This window comes from Candidatus Endoriftia persephonae (genome assembly GCF_023733635.1).
Lineage (GTDB): Bacteria > Pseudomonadota > Gammaproteobacteria > Chromatiales > Chromatiaceae > Endoriftia > Endoriftia persephonae.
Map to the genome: position 1 here is coordinate 1,445,429 of NZ_CP090569.1, position 22,551 is coordinate 1,467,979.

Annotated in this window: 22 protein-coding genes; 7 read left to right on the forward strand and 15 right to left on the reverse strand. The window is 51.9% G+C overall.

Translation table 11 applies throughout. The features are described 5' to 3' along the window. The first annotated feature begins 3 nt into the window (after positions 1-3). Positions 4-645, forward strand: a complete 642-nt coding sequence (locus L0Y14_RS06585; protein WP_138921748.1) for a transglycosylase SLT domain-containing protein — start codon at positions 4-6, stop codon at positions 643-645. A gap of 6 nt (positions 646-651) precedes the next feature. On the opposite strand, the gene L0Y14_RS06590 is transcribed toward L0Y14_RS06585, so the two are convergent. From L0Y14_RS06590 to L0Y14_RS06605, 4 genes are all read right to left on the reverse strand, one after another. After that, positions 652-1,665: a glycosyltransferase gene (locus tag L0Y14_RS06590; RefSeq protein ID WP_005964404.1), complete on the reverse strand. Its 1,014-nt coding sequence runs from the start codon at positions 1,663-1,665 to the stop codon at positions 652-654. 11 nt (positions 1,666-1,676) lie between these two features. Beyond that, on the reverse strand, positions 1,677-2,021 hold the full coding sequence (locus L0Y14_RS06595; RefSeq protein ID WP_006474095.1) for a PilZ domain-containing protein: 345 nt from the start codon (positions 2,019-2,021) through the stop codon (positions 1,677-1,679). Between the two features lie 9 nt (positions 2,022-2,030). Then, positions 2,031-4,442, reverse strand: a complete 2,412-nt coding sequence (locus tag L0Y14_RS06600; protein WP_005964398.1) for a DUF1631 domain-containing protein — start codon at positions 4,440-4,442, stop codon at positions 2,031-2,033. 250 nt (positions 4,443-4,692) lie between these two features. Continuing rightward, positions 4,693-4,908 (reverse strand): hypothetical protein, encoded by a 216-nt coding sequence (locus L0Y14_RS06605; protein WP_005964393.1) that lies wholly within the window; start codon positions 4,906-4,908, stop codon positions 4,693-4,695. A gap of 164 nt (positions 4,909-5,072) precedes the next feature. Between L0Y14_RS06605 and L0Y14_RS06610 the strand changes: the two genes are divergently transcribed. Further along, positions 5,073-5,972 carry an HDOD domain-containing protein gene (locus tag L0Y14_RS06610; protein WP_138921749.1) on the forward strand — a complete coding sequence of 300 codons (900 nt, stop codon included), beginning with the start codon at positions 5,073-5,075 and terminating at the stop codon, positions 5,970-5,972. A 432-nt stretch (positions 5,973-6,404) separates the two neighbouring features. Then, complete coding sequence (sat, locus tag L0Y14_RS06615; protein ID WP_005964387.1) at positions 6,405-7,595, forward strand: sulfate adenylyltransferase; 1,191 nt, start codon at positions 6,405-6,407, stop codon at positions 7,593-7,595. Positions 7,596-7,760: 165 nt separating this feature from the next. On the opposite strand, the gene acnB is transcribed toward sat, so the two are convergent. The 6 genes from acnB to L0Y14_RS06645 form a co-directional block, all read right to left on the reverse strand. Next, complete coding sequence (gene acnB / locus L0Y14_RS06620) at positions 7,761-10,328, reverse strand: bifunctional aconitate hydratase 2/2-methylisocitrate dehydratase (RefSeq protein ID WP_006474097.1); 2,568 nt, start codon at positions 10,326-10,328, stop codon at positions 7,761-7,763. Between the two features lie 184 nt (positions 10,329-10,512). Then, on the reverse strand, positions 10,513-12,222 hold the full coding sequence (locus tag L0Y14_RS06625; protein ID WP_005964382.1) for a hypothetical protein: 1,710 nt from the start codon (positions 12,220-12,222) through the stop codon (positions 10,513-10,515). 38 nt (positions 12,223-12,260) lie between these two features. Further along, positions 12,261-12,998 carry an SDR family oxidoreductase gene (locus tag L0Y14_RS06630; RefSeq protein WP_006474099.1) on the reverse strand — a complete coding sequence of 246 codons (738 nt, stop codon included), beginning with the start codon at positions 12,996-12,998 and terminating at the stop codon, positions 12,261-12,263. Then, positions 12,995-14,317 carry an FAD-binding oxidoreductase gene (locus tag L0Y14_RS06635; protein ID WP_005964373.1) on the reverse strand — a complete coding sequence of 441 codons (1,323 nt, stop codon included), beginning with the start codon at positions 14,315-14,317 and terminating at the stop codon, positions 12,995-12,997. Before L0Y14_RS06635 ends, L0Y14_RS06630 begins: the two co-directional genes overlap by 4 nt. Then, a complete protein-coding gene (locus L0Y14_RS06640) occupies positions 14,317-15,768 on the reverse strand; it encodes a UbiA family prenyltransferase (protein WP_050798755.1) in 1,452 nt (483 codons plus the stop codon). The genes L0Y14_RS06635 and L0Y14_RS06640 overlap by 1 nt, the downstream gene beginning before the upstream one ends. A gap of 74 nt (positions 15,769-15,842) precedes the next feature. Further along, positions 15,843-17,126 carry a lysylphosphatidylglycerol synthase transmembrane domain-containing protein gene (locus L0Y14_RS06645; protein WP_006474100.1) on the reverse strand — a complete coding sequence of 428 codons (1,284 nt, stop codon included), beginning with the start codon at positions 17,124-17,126 and terminating at the stop codon, positions 15,843-15,845. Here L0Y14_RS06645 and L0Y14_RS16645 point away from each other — a divergent pair. Both L0Y14_RS16645 and L0Y14_RS16650 read left to right on the forward strand, forming a co-directional pair. Beyond that, a complete protein-coding gene (locus L0Y14_RS16645) occupies positions 17,114-17,320 on the forward strand; it encodes a transposase family protein (protein ID WP_083825118.1) in 207 nt (68 codons plus the stop codon). The two genes, L0Y14_RS06645 and L0Y14_RS16645, sit on opposite strands and share 13 nt — an antisense overlap. After that, complete coding sequence (locus L0Y14_RS16650; RefSeq protein ID WP_369126557.1) at positions 17,235-17,459, forward strand: helix-turn-helix domain-containing protein; 225 nt, start codon at positions 17,235-17,237, stop codon at positions 17,457-17,459. The genes L0Y14_RS16645 and L0Y14_RS16650 overlap by 86 nt, the downstream gene beginning before the upstream one ends. A gap of 256 nt (positions 17,460-17,715) precedes the next feature. On the opposite strand, the gene L0Y14_RS06650 is transcribed toward L0Y14_RS16650, so the two are convergent. Beyond that, positions 17,716-18,168, reverse strand: coding sequence for a bacteriohemerythrin (locus tag L0Y14_RS06650; RefSeq protein WP_005964364.1), 453 nt, complete (start codon positions 18,166-18,168; stop codon positions 17,716-17,718). Positions 18,169-18,670: 502 nt separating this feature from the next. Between L0Y14_RS06650 and L0Y14_RS06655 the strand changes: the two genes are divergently transcribed. Both L0Y14_RS06655 and L0Y14_RS06660 read left to right on the forward strand, forming a co-directional pair. Beyond that, on the forward strand, positions 18,671-19,276 hold the full coding sequence (locus tag L0Y14_RS06655) for an NUDIX domain-containing protein (RefSeq protein ID WP_006474101.1): 606 nt from the start codon (positions 18,671-18,673) through the stop codon (positions 19,274-19,276). 171 nt (positions 19,277-19,447) lie between these two features. Beyond that, positions 19,448-19,585: a hypothetical protein gene (locus L0Y14_RS06660; protein WP_006474102.1), complete on the forward strand. Its 138-nt coding sequence runs from the start codon at positions 19,448-19,450 to the stop codon at positions 19,583-19,585. Here L0Y14_RS06660 and L0Y14_RS06665 read toward each other — a convergent pair. The 4 genes from L0Y14_RS06665 to L0Y14_RS06680 are packed head-to-tail and all read right to left on the reverse strand — an operon-like array spanning position 19,582 to position 22,521. Further along, on the reverse strand, positions 19,582-20,316 hold the full coding sequence (locus tag L0Y14_RS06665; RefSeq protein ID WP_040818873.1) for a hypothetical protein: 735 nt from the start codon (positions 20,314-20,316) through the stop codon (positions 19,582-19,584). The genes L0Y14_RS06660 and L0Y14_RS06665 overlap by 4 nt on opposite strands. 53 nt (positions 20,317-20,369) lie before the next feature. Beyond that, the gene (locus L0Y14_RS06670; RefSeq protein WP_005963769.1) at positions 20,370-20,906 is read right to left on the reverse strand and encodes a DUF7931 domain-containing protein; all 537 of its coding nucleotides are present in this window, start codon (positions 20,904-20,906) and stop codon (positions 20,370-20,372) included. Positions 20,907-20,918: 12 nt separating this feature from the next. Continuing rightward, positions 20,919-21,356 carry a GNAT family N-acetyltransferase gene (locus tag L0Y14_RS06675; RefSeq protein WP_006474104.1) on the reverse strand — a complete coding sequence of 146 codons (438 nt, stop codon included), beginning with the start codon at positions 21,354-21,356 and terminating at the stop codon, positions 20,919-20,921. Then, positions 21,349-22,521, reverse strand: coding sequence for a cupin domain-containing protein (locus L0Y14_RS06680; RefSeq protein WP_005963773.1), 1,173 nt, complete (start codon positions 22,519-22,521; stop codon positions 21,349-21,351). Before L0Y14_RS06680 ends, L0Y14_RS06675 begins: the two co-directional genes overlap by 8 nt. Positions 22,522-22,551 lie beyond the last annotated feature (30 nt).

Consider the following 22,551-nt stretch of genomic DNA (forward strand, 5'->3'; position numbering starts at 1 on the left):
GTGATGAGTAGAGGAGAGAATATTTTGCGGGGTCGGCACTGTCGCTGGATCTTGCTGAGTGTCGGTATGCTGCTGGTCAGCACGACGGTGAGCGCCGATATCTACAAATATCGGGGAGCGGACGGCCACATTCTTTTTTCCGATCGGCCGATGAAGGGCAACTATCGGCTGTTGTGGAAGTCGATCTCCAAGAAGCCGGCAAAAAAGGCTTCCTCTAAATCCGCTGTAAACTTGTCAAAAAATCGTCAGAAATTGACCCCTCTGATCGATGCCACCGCCAAGCAACTTCGGCTTCATCCCGGGCTTTTGCACGCTATTGTGGATGTGGAGTCATCCTACAATCCCAAGGCGGTCTCCAGCAAGGGGGCCAAAGGGTTGATGCAACTGATGCCGGCCACTGCAAATCACTATGGCGTCAGTGACTCTTTCGATCCCAAGGAGAATCTCAAAGGTGGTGCCCGCTACCTGAAACATCTGCTTAAGAGATTTGAGTTCAATCTGGGGCTGGCGCTGGCGGCTTACAATGCCGGGGAGGGTACGGTGAAAAAGTATGGCAATCGGATCCCTCCCTTTCCTGAGACTCAGCAATATGTCGAAAAGGTGCTGGGCGTCTATCGTAAGAACCGTCAGGCAATGCTCAACTGATCGGCTTCAGCCGACCATCAGAAAGTCTTTTTCCACACGATATCCAAAGCTCGAAAGCTGCTCGCCGATCAACTCGCGTGCGCCGTGATTGTTGACGTAGACCAGCACAAATGGGCGTTTTTTCTGGTTTAGCCACTCTGGGTCAACCACAGGTGCGTTGTCTATCCGATTGCCGATCTTACGTGGGTCGATGTCGATCCAGGCGTTTACTTTGAAGCCATAATCGAGCAGGTATCGGCAACGCTTACGGGTCTTGCGCCCAGCCCCCCAGACAACCAGATCATGGCGGCGTTCCAGCAGTCGTGGCTCTTTCGCCAGATAGCGCGCGCGCAGAGAGTCGAAGGCTTCCCGGCTGCAGCGTGGGTCGGTACGCGATACTCGGCCTGGGCTTTCGCGCCAGTCGAGCAGTTTATGGGGCAGTTTCTCCATCCGGTGTCCCGCCTGATGCAGCCTTAACCACAGGTCATAATCCTCAGGGAAGGGGCCCTGGCGGTAGCCACCGATCTGGATGATCGGCGTGCGGCGAAAGGTCACCGAGGGATGGGGGAAGGGGGATTCGATATAGATATTGTGCGCGATCTCTGCTGCCGAGAGGCAGCGATTTTGCCAGCGTATATATTCACGAAAGCCGGCCTGGAGCTGTTCCTCGGGGAAGATTCTTGCCTGGCTGGCAACCAGGGTGACATTCGGGTTCTGTTGTAGAAAAGCAAGCTGGCGGCTGAGGCGTTCAGTATGCATGCGATCGTCGCCGTCGATGCGGGCGATCAGTGGGGAGCCGGCCTGAGCGAGGCCGTAATTGAGTGCATCCACCAGCCCCTTGCCAGGGTTACTCAAGATGCGCAGGCGTTGGTCCCTGTCTGCATATCGCTCAAGAATGGCCAGGGTCTGATCACTGCTGCCGTCGTTGATCGCCAGCAGCTCAAAATCCTGGAGGGATTGGGACTGTATCGAGGTGATACATTCATCGAGAGTGGCCGCAGCATTGCGTAGCGGCAGGAGAACGCTGACCCGGGGCCCCATTGGGGGGCTGGTTACTCCTGGATGCTCCAGCCTTCAATCAGTTTACTGATGATCGCCTCGTCACGATTGGAGATGTCGATGATCTGAAAGCCGGTCCAGTAGCTCCCGGCCTGGGCGGCTTCACTGCACCAGAGCGCCTCAGCGCCAAAGCTGATCTGGCTGTGTTGCTCGACAAGCTGGGGCATCAGGAGGTCAAATTGATAGATGTTGCCGGTTTTAATCGCTTTTTCGCTCAGCAGCATAAAGCCAGCAGCGCTGATGTTGACCACGGTGCCGACTTTGGATCCGCTAATCTGGTCTTTGATAACCAGACGATCGTTTGCGATCTTTCGCGACAGTTTGCGTTTTTCTACCATTGTTTCTGTCTATTTCAGGGGGAACTGCAACTCGCTCTCTGGTTCGGATGAGTCCTCTTCCAGAAGTTCGCTGGCCAGGTCTTCGGTTGCCTGCAGGGAGCGTTGCAGCATACGGCGGATGGCGTGCAGGGTGCGATCGACAAACGGGTCATTGCTCTCTTCAAGCATCCGGGACTTGCCGGCGATGACCTCTTGCGCCAAGGTTCGCAAGGGTTTGATGGCGGTCTGTACACCAGCGCGATCGACAAACATACAGGAACCGGTAAGCGGGCTCAGCCAAGAAAGTTTGACCCGCTTGTTCTCCCCACTGGTGGGATCGTCGAGTTCAAACCAAGTGCCGTACTCCACCTTACGCAACTTCTCCATCATATCCAGTTCATCTTGCGGGATTTCGGCTCCCTGCTGTTCAGCCTCTGCCTCTTCGATGTCTGCGGATGTGCCGGTGATCTCTACTGGTTCGGATGCGGTATGGGGAAGAGCTGCCTTTGACGGCGGCTCGGCCAGTACGGCGGCACCGGCGGCAATTGCTGACTCTGGGGTAGCGAGCAGCTCAAACAGCGCCTTGCTCTTCTCCTGATGGATGTCTCCGAGGGATTCAAGCCCCTCCTGGATTGAGTCCCGCAGATTGGGGAGGCTGTTTTCCAGGTCGGACATCTCACTCTGCGAGCTTTTCGGCTCGAATGCCCAAGTGAGTTCGTCGGCGACACGCAAGGCCTCTTTCCAGTCTTCACTAAGCTCGCCGTCCGGATGACGCAGCAGGATGAAGATAAGCTTGTCGGTCCAGGTCTGAACCAGAAAATCCTTGGCGACTTGCGGCAGGGAGGCGTTGAAGGTGCGTGCCTTCATCTCCTGGCTGGCACGTTGCCGCGCGATGGTGAGTTTCTCCCGACCCTTGGCTGAATCCTGAGCACGCTTCTCGAGAACCTCAGTCTTTTTGCGGAAGTTATCCATCTCCAGCCGGAATGAGTTCAGCTGCTCGGAGAAGAGCCCGATGTTGTCGGTGAACTCCTTCAATACGGTGTCGACCACGTCCTGCATGGCGGGGTAGATGCCACGTTTCAGGTTGTGCTCGTCGATCCAGTGGCTGCCGGCTTCAACCAGACTGTCGAGTAGCAGTCTTGCATCATGGTTGGAGTCTGTCAGCAGGCTGCGGTCGATGATGGCGACCTTTAGGTAGGGGGTGTGCAGATGGCTGATCAGTGCCTTGGCGACCGCAGGCAGGACGGGATCGTTCAGCATGTATTCGAACAGCATGCCGACCAGGTCGATAGTGTCTTCGTCCACCGTGTCGAGCTGGTTACGGTCGACCTGATTGTAGAGCTTGTGGCGTTCCTCGATCAGAGTCTGCTTGATGCGATCGAGAAACTGCTCGTCGAGCTCCACATTGGGGATGAAGGGCGTGGCGCTCTGCAGGTCAGGCAGATAGTCTCCGTGCGCCTCCGGCTGAATCTCGTTGAGTGCGGAGACGATGTTCTCTTTGGCGACCGGGGGCCCTTGGCGATCAGCTGGCGTAGCTGCCGAAGCGTAATTGTGGTAGATGCTGTCTGAGGGCAGCTCCCCCTTGGGGCGGGCTTTGTGGTCATCGGCTGAGCCGAGGGTGGAGTGGGGTGGACCAGCATGACGCCGGTTCGACATCAGGTCGAGTATCGAACCGAATAGCTCCTCGCCCAGCTCCTGACTGGTCTGGGGTGCGTCATCCGCCTGGGACTCCTGCTTTGCCTTGGGCTGACTGGCAGCGCTTTCAGATTTCCGCACAGCCGGGCGCAGATGAGGCAGCACACCGGCTTCTTTGAGATTGTTGTTATAGTCTTCGTAGAGGCTGCCAAGCTGCTTCAACACGTACTTGTTGAAGAGTGCCAGTACGATGATGCGAATGCGGGATTCCAGACCCAGGCCGTCGATCGCATCGTTGAAGGCGATGGTCAGCTGATAGGGGCCGGCGGGGATTCGCTTGGATTTGACTTCGTTGCCGCCGTAGACGACGGAGAGGCGCTGGCTGAGTGCGTAGAGCTCGGTGCGGTGCTCGCTGATAGTTTTGGCCACCATGTTTTCGAGTGCAGTGGTCTGGTCCATGGCATCCCGGTCCACCAGTTCGAGCTCCATGTCGCTGCCCATGCCCAAGCCGCCGGAGTGGCTGTTGGATGATTCCCAGAAATGGTCGAACCCTTCGCTCAGTTGTTCACGGAACTCGTGTTCGACAAGGCCACGGCGGTTGCGGATGATGGCCATCGCCTCGAAAAAGCGGTTTTGCACTTCGTTGGTTTCGGCCTTTTGCGCGAAACTCATCAGCGCCTTGTCTGAATTGGCGAAGAGTTCGGTCAGTAGTGCGCTGACATAGACGAGCACCATGTCCTTGCAGCGGTTGAGCAGGGGGCGAAACTGCCTCTGGTACTTGCTTTTGCGGGGGTCCAGCGAAGACACCTTAGATTATCCTTGAATGCAGAGATGACCCGATACAGCGGGGATCTAGTTACCCAGAGAGACCGCTGACTTTTACATTTTTCTCTACCCGATCCGACTGGAAATCGGGGTGATCATAGTTAATTCTTGTGAAAGCGTGAGAGTAGCATGTAGTGTCCTATTAATGAACGCCAAGTTGGGTCGTGTTGGAGCGGAAGTGATGTTTTGCTTCTAGATTTGCTGTCGGGTTGGCACTCATCTTGGCGTCGGGTCAGTCATCGCCGATGATGCGGGTCTCCTTGGTGGCGCTCAATAGCTTCTCGCCCTGGCCGACGCTTGCAGCAAACACCATCCGGTAGGTGTTTACTTTTCCTTCCTCGGCTGCTCTCAGCTTGCGAATGGCGGTTTTTGCCTCTCGATACTTCTCCTTTTCATCAAGGTGCTCGAGCTGGCTATCTGGGGTGATTTTAAAAATATAGAACGGCATTTCTATTTCCTGATTGGCCTAAAGTTTTTGTAGATGTTCCGCTATATACGAATAGAACGATTTTAGAGGATCTAGGCAGTCTGCCGGTAGCCCAGGATCAGTTGAGTGGGTGTTGATGGCATATCCCGGTGTGCTGCTTGAGTTGACAATTGTGGACGCAGACGATGGAGCATCGCAACGTGTATTCACCTTCAGAAAAACTGGTTGCAGACGTTGAACATCTGGTTTCGCTGCCAGATATTTGCGTGAGAGTCAACATGATGGCCGATTCTTCCCGGTATTCAGCACTCGATATCGGCAATGTGATCATGCAGGATGCGAACCTCTCGGCACGTCTTCTGCGGCTGGTCAATAGCGCATTTTTTGGGCTGCAGGCCCCGGTGGAGACGATCTCGCGGGCAGTCACCATAATCGGTACCAAGGAGCTGAGAAACCTGGTGCTGGCAACATCTGCTGTAGAGGTGTTTAGAGGTATCCCCGCTGACCTCGTCGATATGGTGGAGTTTTGGCGCTACTCACTGACCACCGGGGTGATTGCGCGGGAATTGGCCGAGCGCTGCAATGTTCTACATGGAGAGCGTCTGTTTGTGATGGGTGTGTTGCATGATGTGGGGCGACTGGTCATCTATCTGAAGGCGGCAGACAAGGCTCGGGATATACTGCTGATCACCGCAGGCAGTGATGAGCTTCTGCCGCAGGCGGAGTCTGGGGTGTTGGGCTTTACACATATGGATGTGGGGGCGGCACTGCTGAAGCGTTGGAAACTGCCCGAGAGTATCGTAGCCACGGTTCAGTTTCATCATCACCCCATGGAGACGCCAGAGTACCGGCTGGAAACGGCTCTGGTGCATATCGCCAGTAGACTGGCTTATGCTGAGTTGATGGGCGAATTCCTGGATGGTGTGATCGATAACATCCATCCTGAGGTGTGGGAGATTACCGGCCTGATGGACGATGAGGTCCTAACCATGATGGAGCAGGTGCCCGTACAGGTTGCTGAGGTGATGGAGGTGGTGCTCGCGCCGATGCAGCCCTCCAGCAGCCTCCCCTCTGCACGAAGCTGACGTGTCAAAATAGCGCTCCCACCGGTTATCAAGCAGGCGTTACCAAGCGGTTTCAGTCCGCTTTATTCCCCTGCATAAGCGCTCAGCTTCCCCCTATTGTGTTGGTTGTATCTGGTGCTGGACCAGTCTTTTGGCTGGTGCGGCTGCAGAGGTTTCTTTCTGGCCTATGCAAATTTGCTGACGGTATAAACACAAACTGGGAAAGGAAAATTTTAGGTTGTGGTAGTGTATGGGGTGGAATTTGGTGGAGTGAATCAGGTGCTCATCTGTTTCTCTCTAAAAACAAATAGATAGAATGTATTGTTGATCCAGTTTGTTGTCTCTGCAGGGTGGCTTGTTGGAGGCCAAACTGGGTACGCTGGGGCAGGTGGGATGCCTGCCAGTCCCGGCTGAATAGCCTTATCGTTCGAAACATGAAGGAGACGAATCGTCATGATCAAGCCTGTTGGTTCCGATGAACTGAAACCTCTGTTCGTCTATGACCCGGAAGAGCACCACAAACTCTCCCACGAGGCCGAGAGCCTGCCCTCCGTCGTGATCAGTTCCCAGGCCGCGGGTAACGCGGTGATGATGGGTGCCGGTTACTTCAGCCCCCTGCAGGGTTTCATGAATGTAGCTGATGCTATGGGTGCCGCAGAGAAGATGACTCTCAGCGATGGTAGTTTCTTCCCTGTTCCCGTGCTCTGCCTGCTTGAGAACACTGATGCCATCGGTGATGCCAAGCGCATTGCCTTGCGTGACCCCAACGTCGAGGGTAACCCGGTTCTGGCCGTGATGGACATCGAAGCCATCGAAGAGGTCAGTGATGAGCAGATGGCAGTAATGACCGACAAGGTCTACCGTACCACCGATATGGACCACATCGGCGTCAAGACCTTTAACAGCCAGGGCCGCGTGGCCGTCTCTGGGCCGATCCAGGTGCTGAACTTCTCCTACTTCCAGGCTGATTTTCCCGACACCTTCCGTACCGCGGTGGAGATCCGTAACGAGATCAAAGAGCATGGCTGGAGCAAGGTCGTCGCCTTCCAGACCCGCAACCCGATGCACCGCGCTCACGAGGAGCTCTGCCGCATGGCGATGGAGTCCCTGGATGCCGATGGTGTGGTCGTCCACATGCTGCTCGGTAAGTTGAAGAAGGGCGATATCCCAGCCCCCGTACGTGATGCTGCGATCCGCACCATGGCCGAAGTCTACTTTCCGCCGAACACCGTGATGGTCACCGGTTATGGTTTCGACATGCTCTATGCTGGTCCCCGTGAGGCGGTACTGCATGCCTACTTCCGTCAGAACATGGGCGCCACCCACTTCATCATCGGTCGTGACCACGCCGGCGTGGGTGACTACTACGGTGCCTTCGACGCCCAGACCATCTTCGATGACGAAGTGCCAGAGGGCGCCATGGAGATCGAGATCTTCCGTGCCGACCACACGGCTTACTCCAAGAAGCTGAACAAGATTGTGATGATGCGCGACGTGCCGGATCACACCAAGGAAGACTTCGTACTGCTCTCCGGCACCAAGGTGCGCGAGATGCTGGGCCAGGGCATTGCGCCGCCGCCTGAGTTCTCCCGCCCTGAGGTGGCGAAGATCCTGATGGACTACTACCAGTCCATCAACAGCTGATCCTGATCTGGTTCAGTGGTAAAACCCGCCCCGGCGTAGGCCGGTGGCGGGTTTTTTTATGCGCGGCAGGCAGCCTGTCCGGCTGAAGCCGTAGCCGTAGCGAACATGGAAAAACGCTCTTCGACTGGCTAATGATTACTCCAGGTCAAATTTCGGCTTGCCCAGCTATTGCAGTTTGACTTGGACAGCCTGCTCCCGGTATTCATCCATCTGGTCAAAGTTAAGATAGCGGTAGAGTTCATCTGCCATCGGTTCGAGATTGCCGACCTGCTGCAGATACTCCGCCAGCGTCGGGATTCGCCCCAAGATCGAACAGACTGCCGCCAGCTCCGCCGAGCCGAGATAGACATTCGCCCCCTTGCCGAGTCGGTTGGGGAAGTTGCGGGTGGAGGTGGAGACTACCGTGGCGCCATCAGCGACCCGCGCCTGGTTGCCCATGCAGAGCGAGCAGCCTGGCATCTCGGTGCGCGCACCGGCACGGCCGAAGATGCTGTAGTAACCCTCTTCGACCAGCTGGCGTTCGTCCATGTGGGTTGGCGGACAGATCCACAGCCGGGTAGGGATGCTGCTCGCTGATTCAAGCACCTTGCCTGCGGCGCGGTAGTGGCCGATGTTGGTCATGCAGGAGCCGATGAAGACCTCGTCGATACTCGTGCCGGCCACCTGGGAGAGCACTTTGACGTCGTCGGGGTCGTTGGGACAGGCGAGGATCGGCTCCTTGATCTTGTTCAGATCGATCTCGATCACTGCCGCGTACTTGGCGTCGGCGTCGGCTTCCAGCAGTTCCGGGTTTGCAAGCCAGGCCTCCATCGCCTCGACTCGGTGAGCCAGGGAGCGGGCGTCCTGATATCCGTTGCTGATCATCGACTTCAACAGAGTGATGTTGGAGTTGAGGTATTCGATGATTGGTGCCTTGTCGAGCCTGATGGTGCAGCCGGTGGCTGAGCGCTCGGCGGTCGCGTCGGAGAGCTCAAAGGCCTGTTCCACCTTGAGCTCTGGCAGCCCCTCGATTTCGACGATGCGGCCGGAGAAGACATTTTTCTTGCCCGCTTTGTCCAGCGTCAGTAGGCCATCCTGGATCGCTTGGTAGGGGATGGCGTTGACCAGGTCGCGCAGGGTGATACCGGGCTGCATCTCTCCTTTGAAACGCACCAGCACCGATTCGGGCATGTCCAGCGGCATTACTCCTGTGGCGGCGGCGAAGGCCACCAGGCCGGAACCAGCGGGGAATGAGATGCCGATCGGGAAACGGGTATGAGAGTCGCCGCCGGTGCCTACTGTGTCGGGCAACAGCATACGATTGAGCCAGGAGTGGATGATGCCGTCGCCGGGTTTCAGCGAGACCCCACCGCGGGAGGAGATGAAGTCGGGCAGTGTGTGCTGTGTCTTGATGTCCACCGGCTTGGGGTAGGCAGCGGTATGGCAGAAAGACTGCATCACTAGGTCTGCGGAGAAGCCGAGACAGGCCAGGTCTTTCAACTCGTCGCGGGTCATTGGGCCGGTAGTGTCCTGTGAGCCGACGGTGGTAATGCGTGGTTCGCAGTAGTTGCCGGGGTGCACTCCATCTAGGCCGCAGGCCCGCCCCACCATCTTCTGTGCCAGGGTGTAGCCTTTGGTGCTCTCTTCTGCCGTCACTGGCGACTTGAAGATATCGGAGGCAGGCAGTCCGAGGGCCTCGCGGGCCCGAGCAGTGAGACTGCGCCCGATGATCAGCGGGATGCGTCCCCCCGCACGAACCTCGTCCAGCAGCACTTCAGTCTTGAGTTTGAAGGTGCTGATGGTTTTATTGGTATGGTGCGCGCGGATTACCCCTTCGTAGGGGTAGATGTCAATCTGATCCCCCATCGCCATCTTTGAGACATCGCACTCGATCGGTAGGGCCCCGGCATCTTCCAGGGTGTTGAAGAAGATCGGCGCGATCTTTCCACCGATGCAGAAGCCGCCAGCGCGCTTGTTGGGGATATTAGGAATGTCATCGCCGGTGTGCCAAAGCAGTGAGTTGGTGGCAGATTTACGTGAGGAACCGGTGCCGAGCACGTCCCCTACATAGACCAGCGGGTGACCTTTCTTTTTCAGCTCGGCGATGATCTCGAGCGGCTTGCCCTCCAGGCCCTCGCGGGGGTTTTGCAGCATGGCGTTGGCGTGTAGCGGGATGTCAGGGCGCGACCAAGCCTCGGTGGCGGGCGAGAGGTCGTCGGTGTTGGTTTCGCCGGGCACCTTGAACACCGTCAATGTTATCTTCTCAGGCAGTTTTGGACGGCGCCTGAACCATTCCGCGTCGGCCCAGGATTGCAGAACTGCCTGGGCGTGCGAATTGCCCTCATCGGCCTTTTCCTTAATATCGTGGAAGGCGTCGAAAATCAACAGGGTAGTACTCAGCGCAGTGGCGGCAGTGGGTGCTAGTTGGGCGTCATTCAGTGCATTGATCAGTGGGGCGATGTTATAACCCCCGAGCATGGTGCCGAGTAGCTGTGTTGCTTTGATCCGATCAATTAATGGCGAGCTGCATGCACCCTTGGTCAGGTCAGACAGGAACGCTGCTTTTACATAGGCGGCCTGGTCGACACCAGCAGGTACTCGGTTTGAAATCAGCTCCAGTAGAAAAGCTTCATCCCCACTAGGAGGACGTTTCAACAACTCTACCAGTTCTGCAGTCTGCTCAGAGCTGAGGGGGAGTGGAGGAATGCCCTCTTTTGCGCGCTCTGCTGAGTGTGTGCGGTAGGAATTGAGCAACGGTGGATACCCTCGTAAAAGAACAAATAGGTTGGATGCTTTGAGTGCATTGTTTCAAAGCTATAGGATTCAACTCTGAGAATCCTAAGTATGATACTTATAGCTTAAACCCAGCCCACTTTCTGCCTGTAAATTCTGGGGTTGATGTCCGGCCTGCCTCGCGGTAGCTAATGGAGGGCCCGTGCTAATTCTGATCGGTTTTTTGGGGACTGAGAGAGCCGAAATACTTACTTGGTGCGACCTTGGCTTCTATCCATTTGACCTTTAAATTGTCCTGACTGTTTATTATTCCAATGATTGTAGTGTATTCGTTAATAAAGTCAGGGTTGTTCATGTTGATTAACTCGATGTAGGATTTCGGCGGTGTGGAAACATATGGGCCGATATAGATGGTTCCTCCATTTCTGTTGGTATCTGCGATCAATTCTTTTAGCAGGTTAATGTCGAGCTGCTTTCCTTTTGAAGCACGTACAAAAATATTGAAGTAATTGAACCCTTGGTTGATTCTTGCGAGACGATTCCTGTTGAGTGAAATTATTTCGTCCATTGCGATCAGTAAATCATGCTCTTTTAAATCGTAGACAAATGATTTATTTACAAGGTCAAGGTCGTTGGATTTGTCTTGATAGATATTGATGGAACCAAGATAGGTGCTGGCCATCAAGGGTATGATTAATAGAGTGTAGATAACTCTTGGATGATTGAGCTTTCTTGCGATAGCTATTGATATTGCAATCGTCGCGATAGGTAGGAACCAGATCCAGAATTCATCTGAGATTGCTTCCCACCATATGAAGAAAGTCATTTGCACAAACGATGCTGTGAAGATAGAAGTGGCGATTGATTGACTTGTTAGACCAAGGTAGCCGCCACTTGGTATTAGAATCAATAGCATTATTGTGCATATAAAAATGGATACAACAATGATGCTGTATGTTGAAGTCCCCAGGCTGTGAACTAAAAATGGGTAGGGGTGTATATGTCGGTACGGAAATCTCTTTTGAAGGGAGTCTATAATAGAATTGGATGAAAAAATAAAATTGCTCGACAAAAGGCTTTTACCAATACCCATGGCTGCGTTAGCAAGAGACTTTATCGATAAACTTTTCATGTCAGGGTTTTTTTTGAAGGTTTCTGCGTAACCTGCCATGTATTCAGTAGGTGTTTGAAGTTGGTTGCGCTCAGTGTCATAAGCGTATACGCATAAATATATCCCAATTGTGATTATTCCAGTAAGTGCTGGTGCAATGATTCCAAATTTTAGTCTGGTTTGAATCGGAAATTGGGTGGCGATGAGGGTTCCTGGGAAAAGCCCAACAACAATGATGGCGAGGGCTTGGTGGTGCAGAATCATGCCTATGAAGAATGCAATTGATGCAGCCAGGCTGGAAATATAACGCCCTTTACCAAAAAGGGTTAGTGTTTTGAAATGATAATAGAAGCCGCCTAGCATCAGAGCTACAGCTGGTATGTAATTATCCCCTACTATGGAATAGGACCAATAGCCGGCGCTTGTGGCGCAGAAAATTACACCAAGTAAGGCGATATCCTTGCTGGTGGTCTCAATTAAAATTTTGTTTAGAAAAAAAAGCCCAATTATGCCGAATATACTGGAGTATAGTGAGAGGAAAGTAAGGGGGTCGATGGTGAAGGTGTTGGATGAAAACTGATAGATTGGGCGAAGTATATTTAAATACAGGTGATGCGTATTGATGATTCCAGAGTCAATGGAGATTTCATATGCCCAGCGGATGGAGTCATCTGCATAATTCCAGTATTGGGTTGGGAATAGAATATATACAGCACCAATTATAATAAAGATAAATTGTGGCGAATTACCGTGACTTAGGGTGGATGCCAGCCACTGGTCGAATGTTTTAAGCTTGATTTCCATGGCTGTGTCTGCATGACCTGAAGGGTTTTATCTGCGATTTATAGCGATAGCCTTTTAAATAAGCGCTCTGGGATGAGTTTTATAACTGCCATGATGTAACGCCAAAACCATGGTAGATAAACAACGTCCATTTTTTTTTCAATCGCCTTGATGATTCCTTGTGCAATGACACTGGGGTCAGCCCAAAGTATGCCCTTCTCAAAGTCTTTTGTCATTGGGGTATCAACAAACCCCGGCTTAATTGTGATTACACGCACGTTTTTTTTGTGCAGGCGATTTCTGAGTCCTTGGAGGAATATACTGATAGCCGCCTTTGCTGATCCATAGACATAGTTACTTTGCCTTCCCCTGTCTCCAGCTACTGATGAGATAGCAATGATGGTGCCACTGGCCTGCTGTTCAAAGTGGTTGGCGATTAATGTTAAAAGTGATATTGCGCTTAAGCAGTTCGTCTTGAATTCAGTATATGCTTCAGTGTAGGAAATTTCGCATGCTTTCTGGTTTGATAGAGTTCCATGTGCGATTAATGCGATATCCAGTCCATTCATCTCGTCGATTGCATTTTGAATGATTGCTGAATGCTCAGATGTATTGTTGATATCTACTGTGCTAGTTATTATCTTGTGAGCCCCTCTAACAGATAAATCATCAGCAATTATCTTTAGCTTCTCTTTATTTCTTCCTACTAAAAAAAGCGCGTGCCCATTTTGCGCTAGTATTTTGGCAGTTTCCTGTGCAATGGCAGATGTTGCGCCAAAAATGATTGTTTTTTTCATGAGAGTTCTCCGGTAACACGTCTCCAGAAACTGGATGAGAAGATTGGGTCAATATAGTTCTGAAACTCTTGCCATTGAGGAAAGTAGTGTTGGAAACTACAGGAAGACATTCGGGCATCCTTGGCAGGATAAACGCTTCCTCCTGAGTCTCTAACTATGCAATCCAGTTTGTCTAGTAAGGTAAATATATTCTGTCCGTGATTGGGGAAGTCTAGCGCAAGAGTAACTCCTTTTTTGGGGAAAGACATCATGCCTGGGGATTTAATATCGCTGAAAGTTTTAAGTACAGCAAGGAAAGATCCATATCCCGATGAGGCAATCAGTTTGAGCATGCTTTCCAAAGACTTATTGCCATCTTCAAATGGAATCAAGCACTGATATTGCATAAATCCTGCTTTACCATATAACCTGTTCCAGTTGTGAATGCTGTCTAGGGGGTAGAAAAAGGGGTCAAAATATCCTTTTTTTTGTTTGGCAGGTTTGAGTTGCTTGTGGTAGTAAAGTTGGTTGAATGTTTTTACCGTAAATCTATTTAATAAGAACTGAGGGGCGTCAATTGGAAAGTTTATTGTCTTATCGCATGGTGTGGATGGTGTTTTATCCAGACATGGTGCTGCGTGATTTGCACGGGAAAAGATGCCTCGGCCAAGTGATTTTCCCTTCGCCATGCAGTCTAGCCATGACACTGTGTATGTATAGTCATCATTTGAATCGTGTGATAAATCAAAGAACTCATTGAGATTGGTATATTGAATATTTTCAATCTCCATAAAGGGGTTGGAGATGCGTAGTAAACGAAGCTTTGCCCAGGTTATTATTCCTGTTAATCCTAGACCTCCAATTGTTGCGGAAAATAAGTCTTTATTGGATCTTGGTGAGCAAATCAAGCGGCCTTTGTCTGATCTTAATAGTTCAAATTCAATGACGTGGCAGCCGAAGGTGCCGGCATTATGGTGGTTTTTTCCGTGGACATCATTTGCAATTGCACCTCCTAATGTCACTAGTTTCGTGCCTGGTGTTACCGGAAGAAACCACCCTTGTGGAATAATGAGACGAAGTATCTCAGATAGTAAAAGGCCTGACTCGCAGCATAGAATTCCACTGGATGGGTCGAATGAGATAAAGTGATTTAGTTTTCTTGTTAATACCAGTGTTTCGTTGTGGTTAAGGCAACTGTCACCATAACTTCGGCCGTTGCCGAAAGGTAAAATAGTACCGTGGTCTCTGGCTGGTTGCGGTAACATACCGTTTCGCCAAACAAAATTACATGCGGAGTGTTTTGTCTTTGGGAATTTTCCCCAGGATTGAATTTTTTTCATTAGCTTATGTTTGTTGCTGAAATTGTGATAATCGCAACGATGACGCTAAGAATTTGACTTTGTCTGTCTTTAAATGCAAAGACGAGGGGGTCATCGGGCATCTCGCCGCGACCGGTCTTCAGCCAGACACGACTGATCCAATAGAGTAGTGTGGGACAGATAAGCCATATGATTTCCGGATTAGGATACAGTGCCATTACATTTGGGCTATTAATGTATAGCGCCATTACTAGGACTGACATATATCCACTTGCAGTTCCCATGCTATGTAAGTAGTCAAGATCTTGAACAATATACCCGCGGCCAACGGTATTGTTCTTTTCATCTCTCCGTAGTGATACAAGTTCTGCGCTGCGTTTGGCAAGGGCAAGACTCAAGAAAATAAACATTGAGAATGCAAGAAGCCAGAATGATAATGAGATGCCGGAGACTGCAGAGCCTGCAATAACGCGAATTACGTAAAGTCCTGCCAGAACAAGTACATCAATCAGGACAATTCGTTTCAATGCGAATGAGTATGCGAGAGTAACCAGAAAGTAAAATATTAGTACTACCAGGAATTCTTCTGAAAGAAAGGCGGCAATCAACAGGCTGAGAAGCAGTAGTACCGGTATCATCAATACGCCATGTAACAGTTGAATGTCGCCTGATGCAAATGGCCGCTTCCTTTTGCGCGAGTGGTTTCGATCTGCACTAAGGTCAAGGAGGTCATTTAAAATATAAACAGATGAAGCGCAAAAACTGAAAGCTATTGCACCGAATAGCGTGTCAACAATGAGTCCGGCTTCGTTTATCTTGTGGGCTGTTAATAATGGTAAAAATAGAAGGATATTTTTCATCCATTGATGGATTCTAATAGCGCTAAAGTAGCGTCCTATATTGGCCGGTTGATCCTTGAAGATATGTGTAACGATAAATCTATGCTTTGCAAGCCGCTCTGTTTTACGGCTGGGATTGACCAAAATGCAAGTTTGTGAGTGTTCCCAGATGGGCATGTCGACCATTGAGTTGGCCGCATATTCAAACTCTCCATCCCCGACGACTTCTTTTATGGCGGCAAGTTTCCTCTTTCCTGACATGTTTATGTTTGTTGAACTGGCGATTATATCCGTGAATATACCAAAGTGCTGTGCAATTATTTGTGCATATTTTTTATTTGATGCTGTTGCTAAATAGATTTTTCTTCCTGTGGTGTATTCATGGTGCAGATACTCAACCAGGTTGCTTTGGTAAGGCAGGATTGATGCGTCAATGTCTACTTTATCTGCAATTTTCTGCTTCAGATATGCTTTCCCATTTATTGCCCAATAAAGCACTAAAAAAACATAAAGTGGATTGCTTTTTACAAGCTCAAAAAAAGACTCAAAAAGAATGTCGCTCCTAGTAAGTGTTCCATCAAGGTCTACAAATAGTGGGAGTGGGTAACTCTGCTTGTTTGGCGTTGTGTTCATTAGGTGTCCTGCTATTGTAGATGGCGCAAGATTGTTAACAGAAGCCAAGGTTTTTGGGGTTGTACTGAGTCGCGTCAAGATTTTGTGTTGGTCTCGTTATTTTTTCTGAATTTTAGAAGAGATGGTTCATTCAATTCCAACCAGCTCATGCACACTAAGCCAATGAATACCGCAAACCACAGGGTGGATACGCGGCAAATGATTGTTGAGGCAACAGCATCTCCTGGTGAGGCGCCGGCAGCGACTAGCAGGAATCCCATAACCGCCTCGGTGCTGCCAAGGCCGCCGGGAATAAATGAAAGAGCCCCTATGAGAACACTGATTGCATAGATGCCAATGCCTAGCCAGATGGTGACTGATATGTCCATAAGTTGTGTTATGAAATAAAATGCATATCCTTCCGCACCCCAGGATAGGAGACTTAGAAGAAGGCCTCCAGCCAATATCCAGGATTTTAATAGCGGCATTGATAAATGGATCATTTGGAATGCTTTTTTAACAAAAACTGATAATTTTGTATGGGGTGATGGAGTCAGAGCTGCTTCTGAATATTCAATTGTACGTTTGCTCTGTAGCACTAAAAGTGCGAGAGAGATTATTGCGACTATTCCGATCTCGATATTTTTATACTTGTCGAAGTGAATTGCAGCGAAGCCGGCAAGAATGCACATTGCAAGCAAGTCAGAGAATCTTTCAGCAAATAGTGCGGCAAGGCTTTTTGTAAGGCTTATGCCGTACCTTTTTAAGTATACGAACCGAATGGCTTCACCCACTTTACCTGGCGTGGTTGTGAGGGAAAAGCCTGAAAAGTAATAGAGAATGTGTTTGTTGGCGGGGATGTGATGCCCGAATTGATTGACATACCAGTTCCATCTAGCAAAGCGGATAATGTAGTTGAATATTGATAAACCAAGAATGATAATTAATGCGAGTGGGGTGAGATTTGTTAATGCAGATAGGATGTTATCTTTGCCGGCATATATCGTCATCAGCACGTAAAGAAGGATCCCAATAAGCGCTGAGTAGATTAGGGGTTTGATGTAACTGGCCATTATTATTCCGGCGGATTGTATGTTACCTGAGTTTGTAGGCATCGTAGGATTTCTTATTACTTTGGCCTTGTATATAGGTCTAATAATAGGAGCAGCAGTATATATTTTAGGCTTATATTGCAGATTGTGTGGGTAACTTGATTGGTTACTGCCATGATCATTTTTTGAACCACTGGAAGCGACTCCCTCAATGAAACCTACTGACCTGTTCACCGCACCGTTGGATTGCCTGCTCCCTGGGAGGTTCAGAGTGTTGAGTTTGATCCTGATAAGAGTCGAATCGACTTCAAGGTATGCTTCAAGCATGGAAGCCGCTTCACCTGCCCGTCTTGCGGGGCGAAGGCCAGGCAGCCCATGCCACCAAGCCGAGAATGTGGTGCCACCTCAACTTTTTTCAGCACGAAGCCTACATTCATGTCGACCTGCCACGAGTACGCTGCAAGCAGTGCGGTAAGACAACACAGGTCGCTCTCAGACAGGATTTACTCAGAGCGGTTTGAGGCGCTGGTGATCACTCTGTTCAGACAGATGCCAGTCAACGCTGTTGCCACACACCTCAATGTCAGTGATGATACGATCTGGTGCATGCTCCACCACTTGTGGACGGCGCCTGTGAGCAGGAGGACCTCAGCGAGGTGAAGGCCGTCGGTGTTGATGAGACTGCCTTCCCAAGGCCATATAGTGATGTCATGATCGTCATTTTCGGGCCTGATAGTCGGCTAAACTAGATTCACCCTTACTGCAATGTCATTAACTAAGCGTTAGCCGACTGCATTTGCTAATATTAGTAGAAACCATTTCTAAGCACAGAGGACAGATTATGCGTGTCCAGCAAGTCTTTGTAACGGATATGAAACAGCAGGTAGCAAAGCTCATTTCAATCCATCAGGGGCTTCTAGCCAAAAAATTTCTTCAGTCGTTTACCAAGCCAGCCGCCCTTCTTCTCTTGCCTAATAGTACCCTGAACGACAGAAACGTAGTCTTTGTCATCGGTTTTGATGTGGTTGATCAGCCAGGTGCGTAGCATGGCGGATACTTCCGTGGCAGCAGCAGGATCACCTTGCTCGAATCGGGAGTGAAACCCGGACAGGCGTTTGATGAAAAGTTGATGAATACGCTGATGCCCGGTCAAGAATTCATAACCAGCCTGTTCTTGAAGGCTCTCTTCAAAGGCGAAGTGGGTCTCAGTGTAATCAATGAGTTCCTGGAATACGTCGCTGATCTCGTCTCGATCCCAAGACTCAATAGCTGCTTGCAAGCGGTTGATATAGTCGACGATTCGCTGGTGTTGCTGATCGATTACGTTAATGCCCGTGTCGAGCGATTTATCCCATTCCAGATAGGCCATATCTTCATACCTTTGCGGTTACTGCAACGTAGCCGGTTAAATGATAATCAATCGGGCGGGGAAATCTGGGAGATTGGTCCAGTATCACGCAATAAACCGACCGCAATTTTTGCGGTCGGTTCGGGGCGAAGGTCGGTTTGCTGTTAACTGGACTCTTTGCAGAGCTCCACTTCAGCCTCGATAAGCATCTCTACAATAATTTCGACCTCATTGGGATTGGTCTCTGAGATTTCCCGGAATTCCTCGCAGGTCAGGGAGAGCATGTCTTTCATAGTGCACCTCGACTAGTAAATAATTAAATACTTATATAGTATTGATTGCCGGATCGGTCAATGCCTTTTTTCATTCTTTTATTGTGTTTTATGATTGCCCCTTCAGTTTGGGAAGCCGATTGGTAGATGATTGGGATCTAAATTCATGGCGGCGCGACTGGTGCTCAGTTTTTCAAAGGCGGATGCTGCTTGACACCCTTTTCACTGGCACCAAGGAGACTCTATCGTTTATGAAATATGGTTATCGAATAGTGGACTCAGAACGGGTCTACGATGGCTTTCTAAAACTCAATCGCTATCGTCTCAGGCATGAGCTCTACGAAGGGGGTGAGAGCCGTGAGTTGGTGCGTGAGCGAGTTGAACAGCTCAGAGCATCGATGGTATTGCTCTACGACCCCCACCGCGATCAAATGATTCTGGTCGAGCAGTTCCGCATCGGCGCCTTGGGAGCGGTAAAGCCACCTTGGGTGCTGGAGGTTGTCGGTGGTTATGTCGGGGAGGCAGAGAGTTCGGCAGAGGTGGCCAGGCGTGAGGCGATGGAGGAGGCCAACTGTCAGGTTGGGCGGCTTGAGCATATCACCCAATTCATGGTGAGCCCCGGTCTCTCGGTAGACCGAATCGATCTCTACTGTGGAGAAGTGGATGCCTCAGCCGCGGGTGGGGTGCATGGGCTTCAGCATGAGGGTGAGGATATCCGGGTGGTGGTGATGGATGCTGATCAGGCGCTTGCCGAACTCTATGGCGGACGGGCCAACTCCACCAGTATTATCATTGCCCTGCAGTGGTTTCAACTGAACCGGGAACAGCTGCGGCAGCGCTGGCTTGCAGAGGGCTAGGTAGTCTGTCGAATTTAATCCGCGGAGCCAGTAAAATATAAATATGCGAACAATAATGGAGCGAAATCGAGGCTTTCCGAAAGTGTTTTCTGAAGGAATTAGAAGGGTTGTTTGTGCAGATGCTGGTGGTTGCCAAGGTCACGGGGTTGTTCAAGTGAGGCGTCGCGCATCATGCTTTCCTCAGAGGGCTTCGTACAAGCCTACAATGCACAGGCTGCAGTCGATATCGATTCTTACCTGATCGAGGAAAACCATATCAGCCAACAGCCCAACGACAAGCAGAAGATCACGCCAGCCCTAGACTCCTAGGGCAGCAGCTCAACCTTCAGCCAGAATGTCTGCTCTCTGCGTGACCGGGTAGATCCTCGCAGGCCGCCACTCCGGGCCGATTCACTCACGTTGTGCCCCGAGCCGCCAATCGCACTCCACTGGCCTGGTTCAATCTCAATCACGCTGATCAGACGCAGGCCAACGGAATCCCCGCTGAGCCCTGCTGGCTGCGAAGCCCATGCGCTGATCTCGACTCGGATCTTATCGCCCACCACTCGAGGGGTGAGTATAAGGCCACGTTGTAACTGTTGGTAATTTGCCTGGTGGGAAAATCCAAACAGGGGGCCAACCACTGTCAGCGCGCCACCCCGATCCAGCCTCCGGCGCTCCTGTTGGCTGATATAGACCTGATGCCCATCCAGCGTCTGCAGCTGCAGTGGCCGGCTCCAGCGGGAGCGGGTGCGATAGCTGTGAGTATGCTGGTTGCCAGCAGGATTGACGTTGCTTAGCTGGAGCAGGAGTCGTCTTGCAGGCCGGTCAAGCTCTCCGATCAGTCTGATAAGCTCCGCCCGCCGTGCAGTCTCTGCCTTGAGCAGCAGACCAGTGCCTGCCGGGCTGATCAGTGCGTCCTGTCCGAGCAGGGGTGCAAGCATCGGGATCAGTGTCTGTGCCGGTTGGTGCATCAGCGGCACAAACTCAATCGCGGGCTCGGCCCGTCCGCTCAACGGGGAGAAAAGCGCCAGGAATAGTAGTATCCATCGCCGGGTCATCAGGATTGTCTGCCTTCAACTTGTTCAGTCACAGGCAGTATAGCGATTGGATCTTAAAGATAGAGTCGCAACAGCTCCCGGTCCGGTTCACCGCTCTCCCACGCCTCGTTGAAGCGCTCAGCCAGCTGCGCGACCCGCAGGCGGTCATTGAAATCACAGCGGCCCTCGTAGTAGCTGGCCATCTTGCGGTGGATGTAGCCATATTCGTCCGCTAGCAGAAAGTTTTCCAGTGCCTTGAGGAGCGGTTCCCCTGGCCGGCGGATCTCGATGCTGGAGGTGAGGCGTTGAGCCAGATGAACCAGTCGATGGCCTTTGCGGCGGATCGTGCGATTGTTCTGCAGCAGGATGCGGATCTGCGAGAAGCGGCTACGCAACGAAAGCTCTTTGATCGCCACAACAAAGTCGCTCTGGTCGTAGAGCGGATGATCCAGGTCGTGACTGAAGATATCGATGGTGCGATGCGCCTGTGTCGCCATGTTCAAGGCAAACTGGGCGAATTCATCTACCGAGGTGAGTGAGATCAGGCCGCTCTCTGCGCCGAGCTGATAGGCGTCAGCTGTCGGTGTGGTTTCCGGTGCCAGTATGATCATTCTTCTTCCTTATTAATCTTCCTTATCAAGCCGCATGCTCAAATGGGGAATGCCCGCATCCATGAAAATCTCTCCCTCTGGGTGGAAGCCGAATCGTCGATAAAAAGCGACTGCGTGGGTTTGGGCGTGCAGAAAGCAGGCTGGAAAACCCTGTTGTTCGGCGAGTTGAAGCAGCTCTCTGAGCATTGCGCTGCCGACTCCCTGATTGCGCCAGGACCGCAACACCGACATGCGACCGATCTGCCCGTTGGGAAGTAGCCGCGCACAGCCGATGGGCTGACCGTCCGGGGTTTCTGCCAGCAGATGCAGTGCCGTCTCGTCGAGACCGTCCCACTCTAGTTCGGGCGGCACCTGTTGCTCCTTGATGAAGACCGTCTCGCGGAGCTGTTTGAGTGCCTCCGCACTCGCTGGCCAATCGGCCTGCCGCAGTTGAAACTGGGTGCTACTCATCGTCGAAGATGAGGTGGTTGTCATTGTAGAGGTCACACACAAGCTGCAGGCAGTCGGGCTGTTCCAGCCAGTTCTCCAGATAGCCGAAGTGGAGCAAGCGATGATGGGTGAGGATGGCGAGAAAGTCCCCTGATTCAGAGGGGAGTTGATACTCTTCGCCATTCACGAACAGGCTGTCCTGGCCTTGGCTGCCGCGACTGAACAGCATGCGCGAGTATGCGTTGCGATGGATCATCGACGCCTGTCGAAAGCGTTCGTGGAAGGCGGCGGGGGAGAGCGGTGTCTGGCGGGGTTCCAGCTGCAGGTTTGGTTTGCTCTCGCTGATGAAACGGCCGAACCAGCGTCGTTTGAACTCGTCATCTGTCTGCAGCATCCGCTGCAAACTGGCGCTGACCTCCTCCACAACAGTTGGCAGGATCTCACCGCTGGCCTGTTGTGGCGTCATGGGAAGATCCCTATAGCGCCCTTCAGCGGCGAGCTGCTCGCCCAGTGCCTCGCACCAGGCGTTGGCCATCTCGCGGTAGGCGGGGGCGCGGAATCCCACCGAGCAGCTGATGCAGTCGTCGCCCTCGGCTACCCCCCAGTGGGCAACATTGGGCGGCAGATAGAGCAGATCACCGGGCTCCAGCAGCCACTCTTCCTCCGCCTCAAAATCGGGCAGGATGCGTAGGTCGAGACCGGGGATAAAATCCTCCTCCGAAACTGGCTGGTAGTGGATCTTCCAGCGCCGCCGTCCCTTGGCCTGATAGAGGAACACATCGTAGTCATCGATGTGGGGGCCGACCGAGCCCTGATCCGCAGCATAGCTGACCATCACATCGTCGAGACGCCAGTCGGGGATGAAGTGGAAGTAGTCGAGCAGACTCGCAACTGGTGGCAGATGCTTGTCCACATCCTGTACCAGCAGGGTCCAGTGGCTCTCCGGTAGCTCGGCAAAGGTCGCCTCAGTGAAGGGGCCGAAGCGTGCCTCCCAAGGGGTCTTACCCCGTTCCAGCACCAGGCGGGATTCCACATCCGCCTCGCAGGCGAGACCGGCTAGCTCATCCGCATCCAGGCCACACTTAAACTTGGGTAGGGCCTGGCGCAGCAGCAACGGCTTCTGTTGCCAATAGCTTTTCAGGAAGCTTTTCGGGGTGATCTCGTTGGGGAAGTTGAGCTGCTGCATGGGACAAATCCTGCCTGAGAAGGATGGGAT

Coding starts and splice junctions, on each gene's coding strand:
- L0Y14_RS06625 (WP_005964382.1), bottom strand. CDS start 12,222: ATGGAAATCAAGCTTAAAACATTCGACCAGTGGCTGGCATCCACCCTA.
- L0Y14_RS06585 (WP_138921748.1), top strand. CDS start 4: ATGAGTAGAGGAGAGAATATTTTGCGGGGTCGGCACTGTCGCTGGATC.
- L0Y14_RS16645 (WP_083825118.1), top strand. CDS start 17,114: ATGCTTCAAGCATGGAAGCCGCTTCACCTGCCCGTCTTGCGGGGCGAA.
- sat (WP_005964387.1), top strand. CDS start 6,405: ATGATCAAGCCTGTTGGTTCCGATGAACTGAAACCTCTGTTCGTCTAT.
- L0Y14_RS06665 (WP_040818873.1), bottom strand. CDS start 20,316: ATGACCCGGCGATGGATACTACTATTCCTGGCGCTTTTCTCCCCGTTG.
- L0Y14_RS06640 (WP_050798755.1), bottom strand. CDS start 15,768: ATGAACACAACGCCAAACAAGCAGAGTTACCCACTCCCACTATTTGTA.
- L0Y14_RS06655 (WP_006474101.1), top strand. CDS start 18,671: ATGAAATATGGTTATCGAATAGTGGACTCAGAACGGGTCTACGATGGC.
- L0Y14_RS06605 (WP_005964393.1), bottom strand. CDS start 4,908: ATGCCGTTCTATATTTTTAAAATCACCCCAGATAGCCAGCTCGAGCAC.
- L0Y14_RS06590 (WP_005964404.1), bottom strand. CDS start 1,665: ATGGGGCCCCGGGTCAGCGTTCTCCTGCCGCTACGCAATGCTGCGGCC.
- L0Y14_RS06650 (WP_005964364.1), bottom strand. CDS start 18,168: ATGGCCTATCTGGAATGGGATAAATCGCTCGACACGGGCATTAACGTA.
- L0Y14_RS06645 (WP_006474100.1), bottom strand. CDS start 17,126: ATGCTTGAAGCATACCTTGAAGTCGATTCGACTCTTATCAGGATCAAA.
- L0Y14_RS06660 (WP_006474102.1), top strand. CDS start 19,448: ATGCTTTCCTCAGAGGGCTTCGTACAAGCCTACAATGCACAGGCTGCA.
- L0Y14_RS06630 (WP_006474099.1), bottom strand. CDS start 12,998: ATGAAAAAAACAATCATTTTTGGCGCAACATCTGCCATTGCACAGGAA.
- L0Y14_RS06675 (WP_006474104.1), bottom strand. CDS start 21,356: ATGAGTAGCACCCAGTTTCAACTGCGGCAGGCCGATTGGCCAGCGAGT.
- L0Y14_RS16650 (WP_369126557.1), top strand. CDS start 17,235: ATGTCGACCTGCCACGAGTACGCTGCAAGCAGTGCGGTAAGACAACAC.
- L0Y14_RS06635 (WP_005964373.1), bottom strand. CDS start 14,317: ATGAAAAAAATTCAATCCTGGGGAAAATTCCCAAAGACAAAACACTCC.
- L0Y14_RS06610 (WP_138921749.1), top strand. CDS start 5,073: ATGGAGCATCGCAACGTGTATTCACCTTCAGAAAAACTGGTTGCAGAC.
- L0Y14_RS06680 (WP_005963773.1), bottom strand. CDS start 22,521: ATGCAGCAGCTCAACTTCCCCAACGAGATCACCCCGAAAAGCTTCCTG.
- L0Y14_RS06670 (WP_005963769.1), bottom strand. CDS start 20,906: ATGATCATACTGGCACCGGAAACCACACCGACAGCTGACGCCTATCAG.
- L0Y14_RS06595 (WP_006474095.1), bottom strand. CDS start 2,021: ATGGTAGAAAAACGCAAACTGTCGCGAAAGATCGCAAACGATCGTCTG.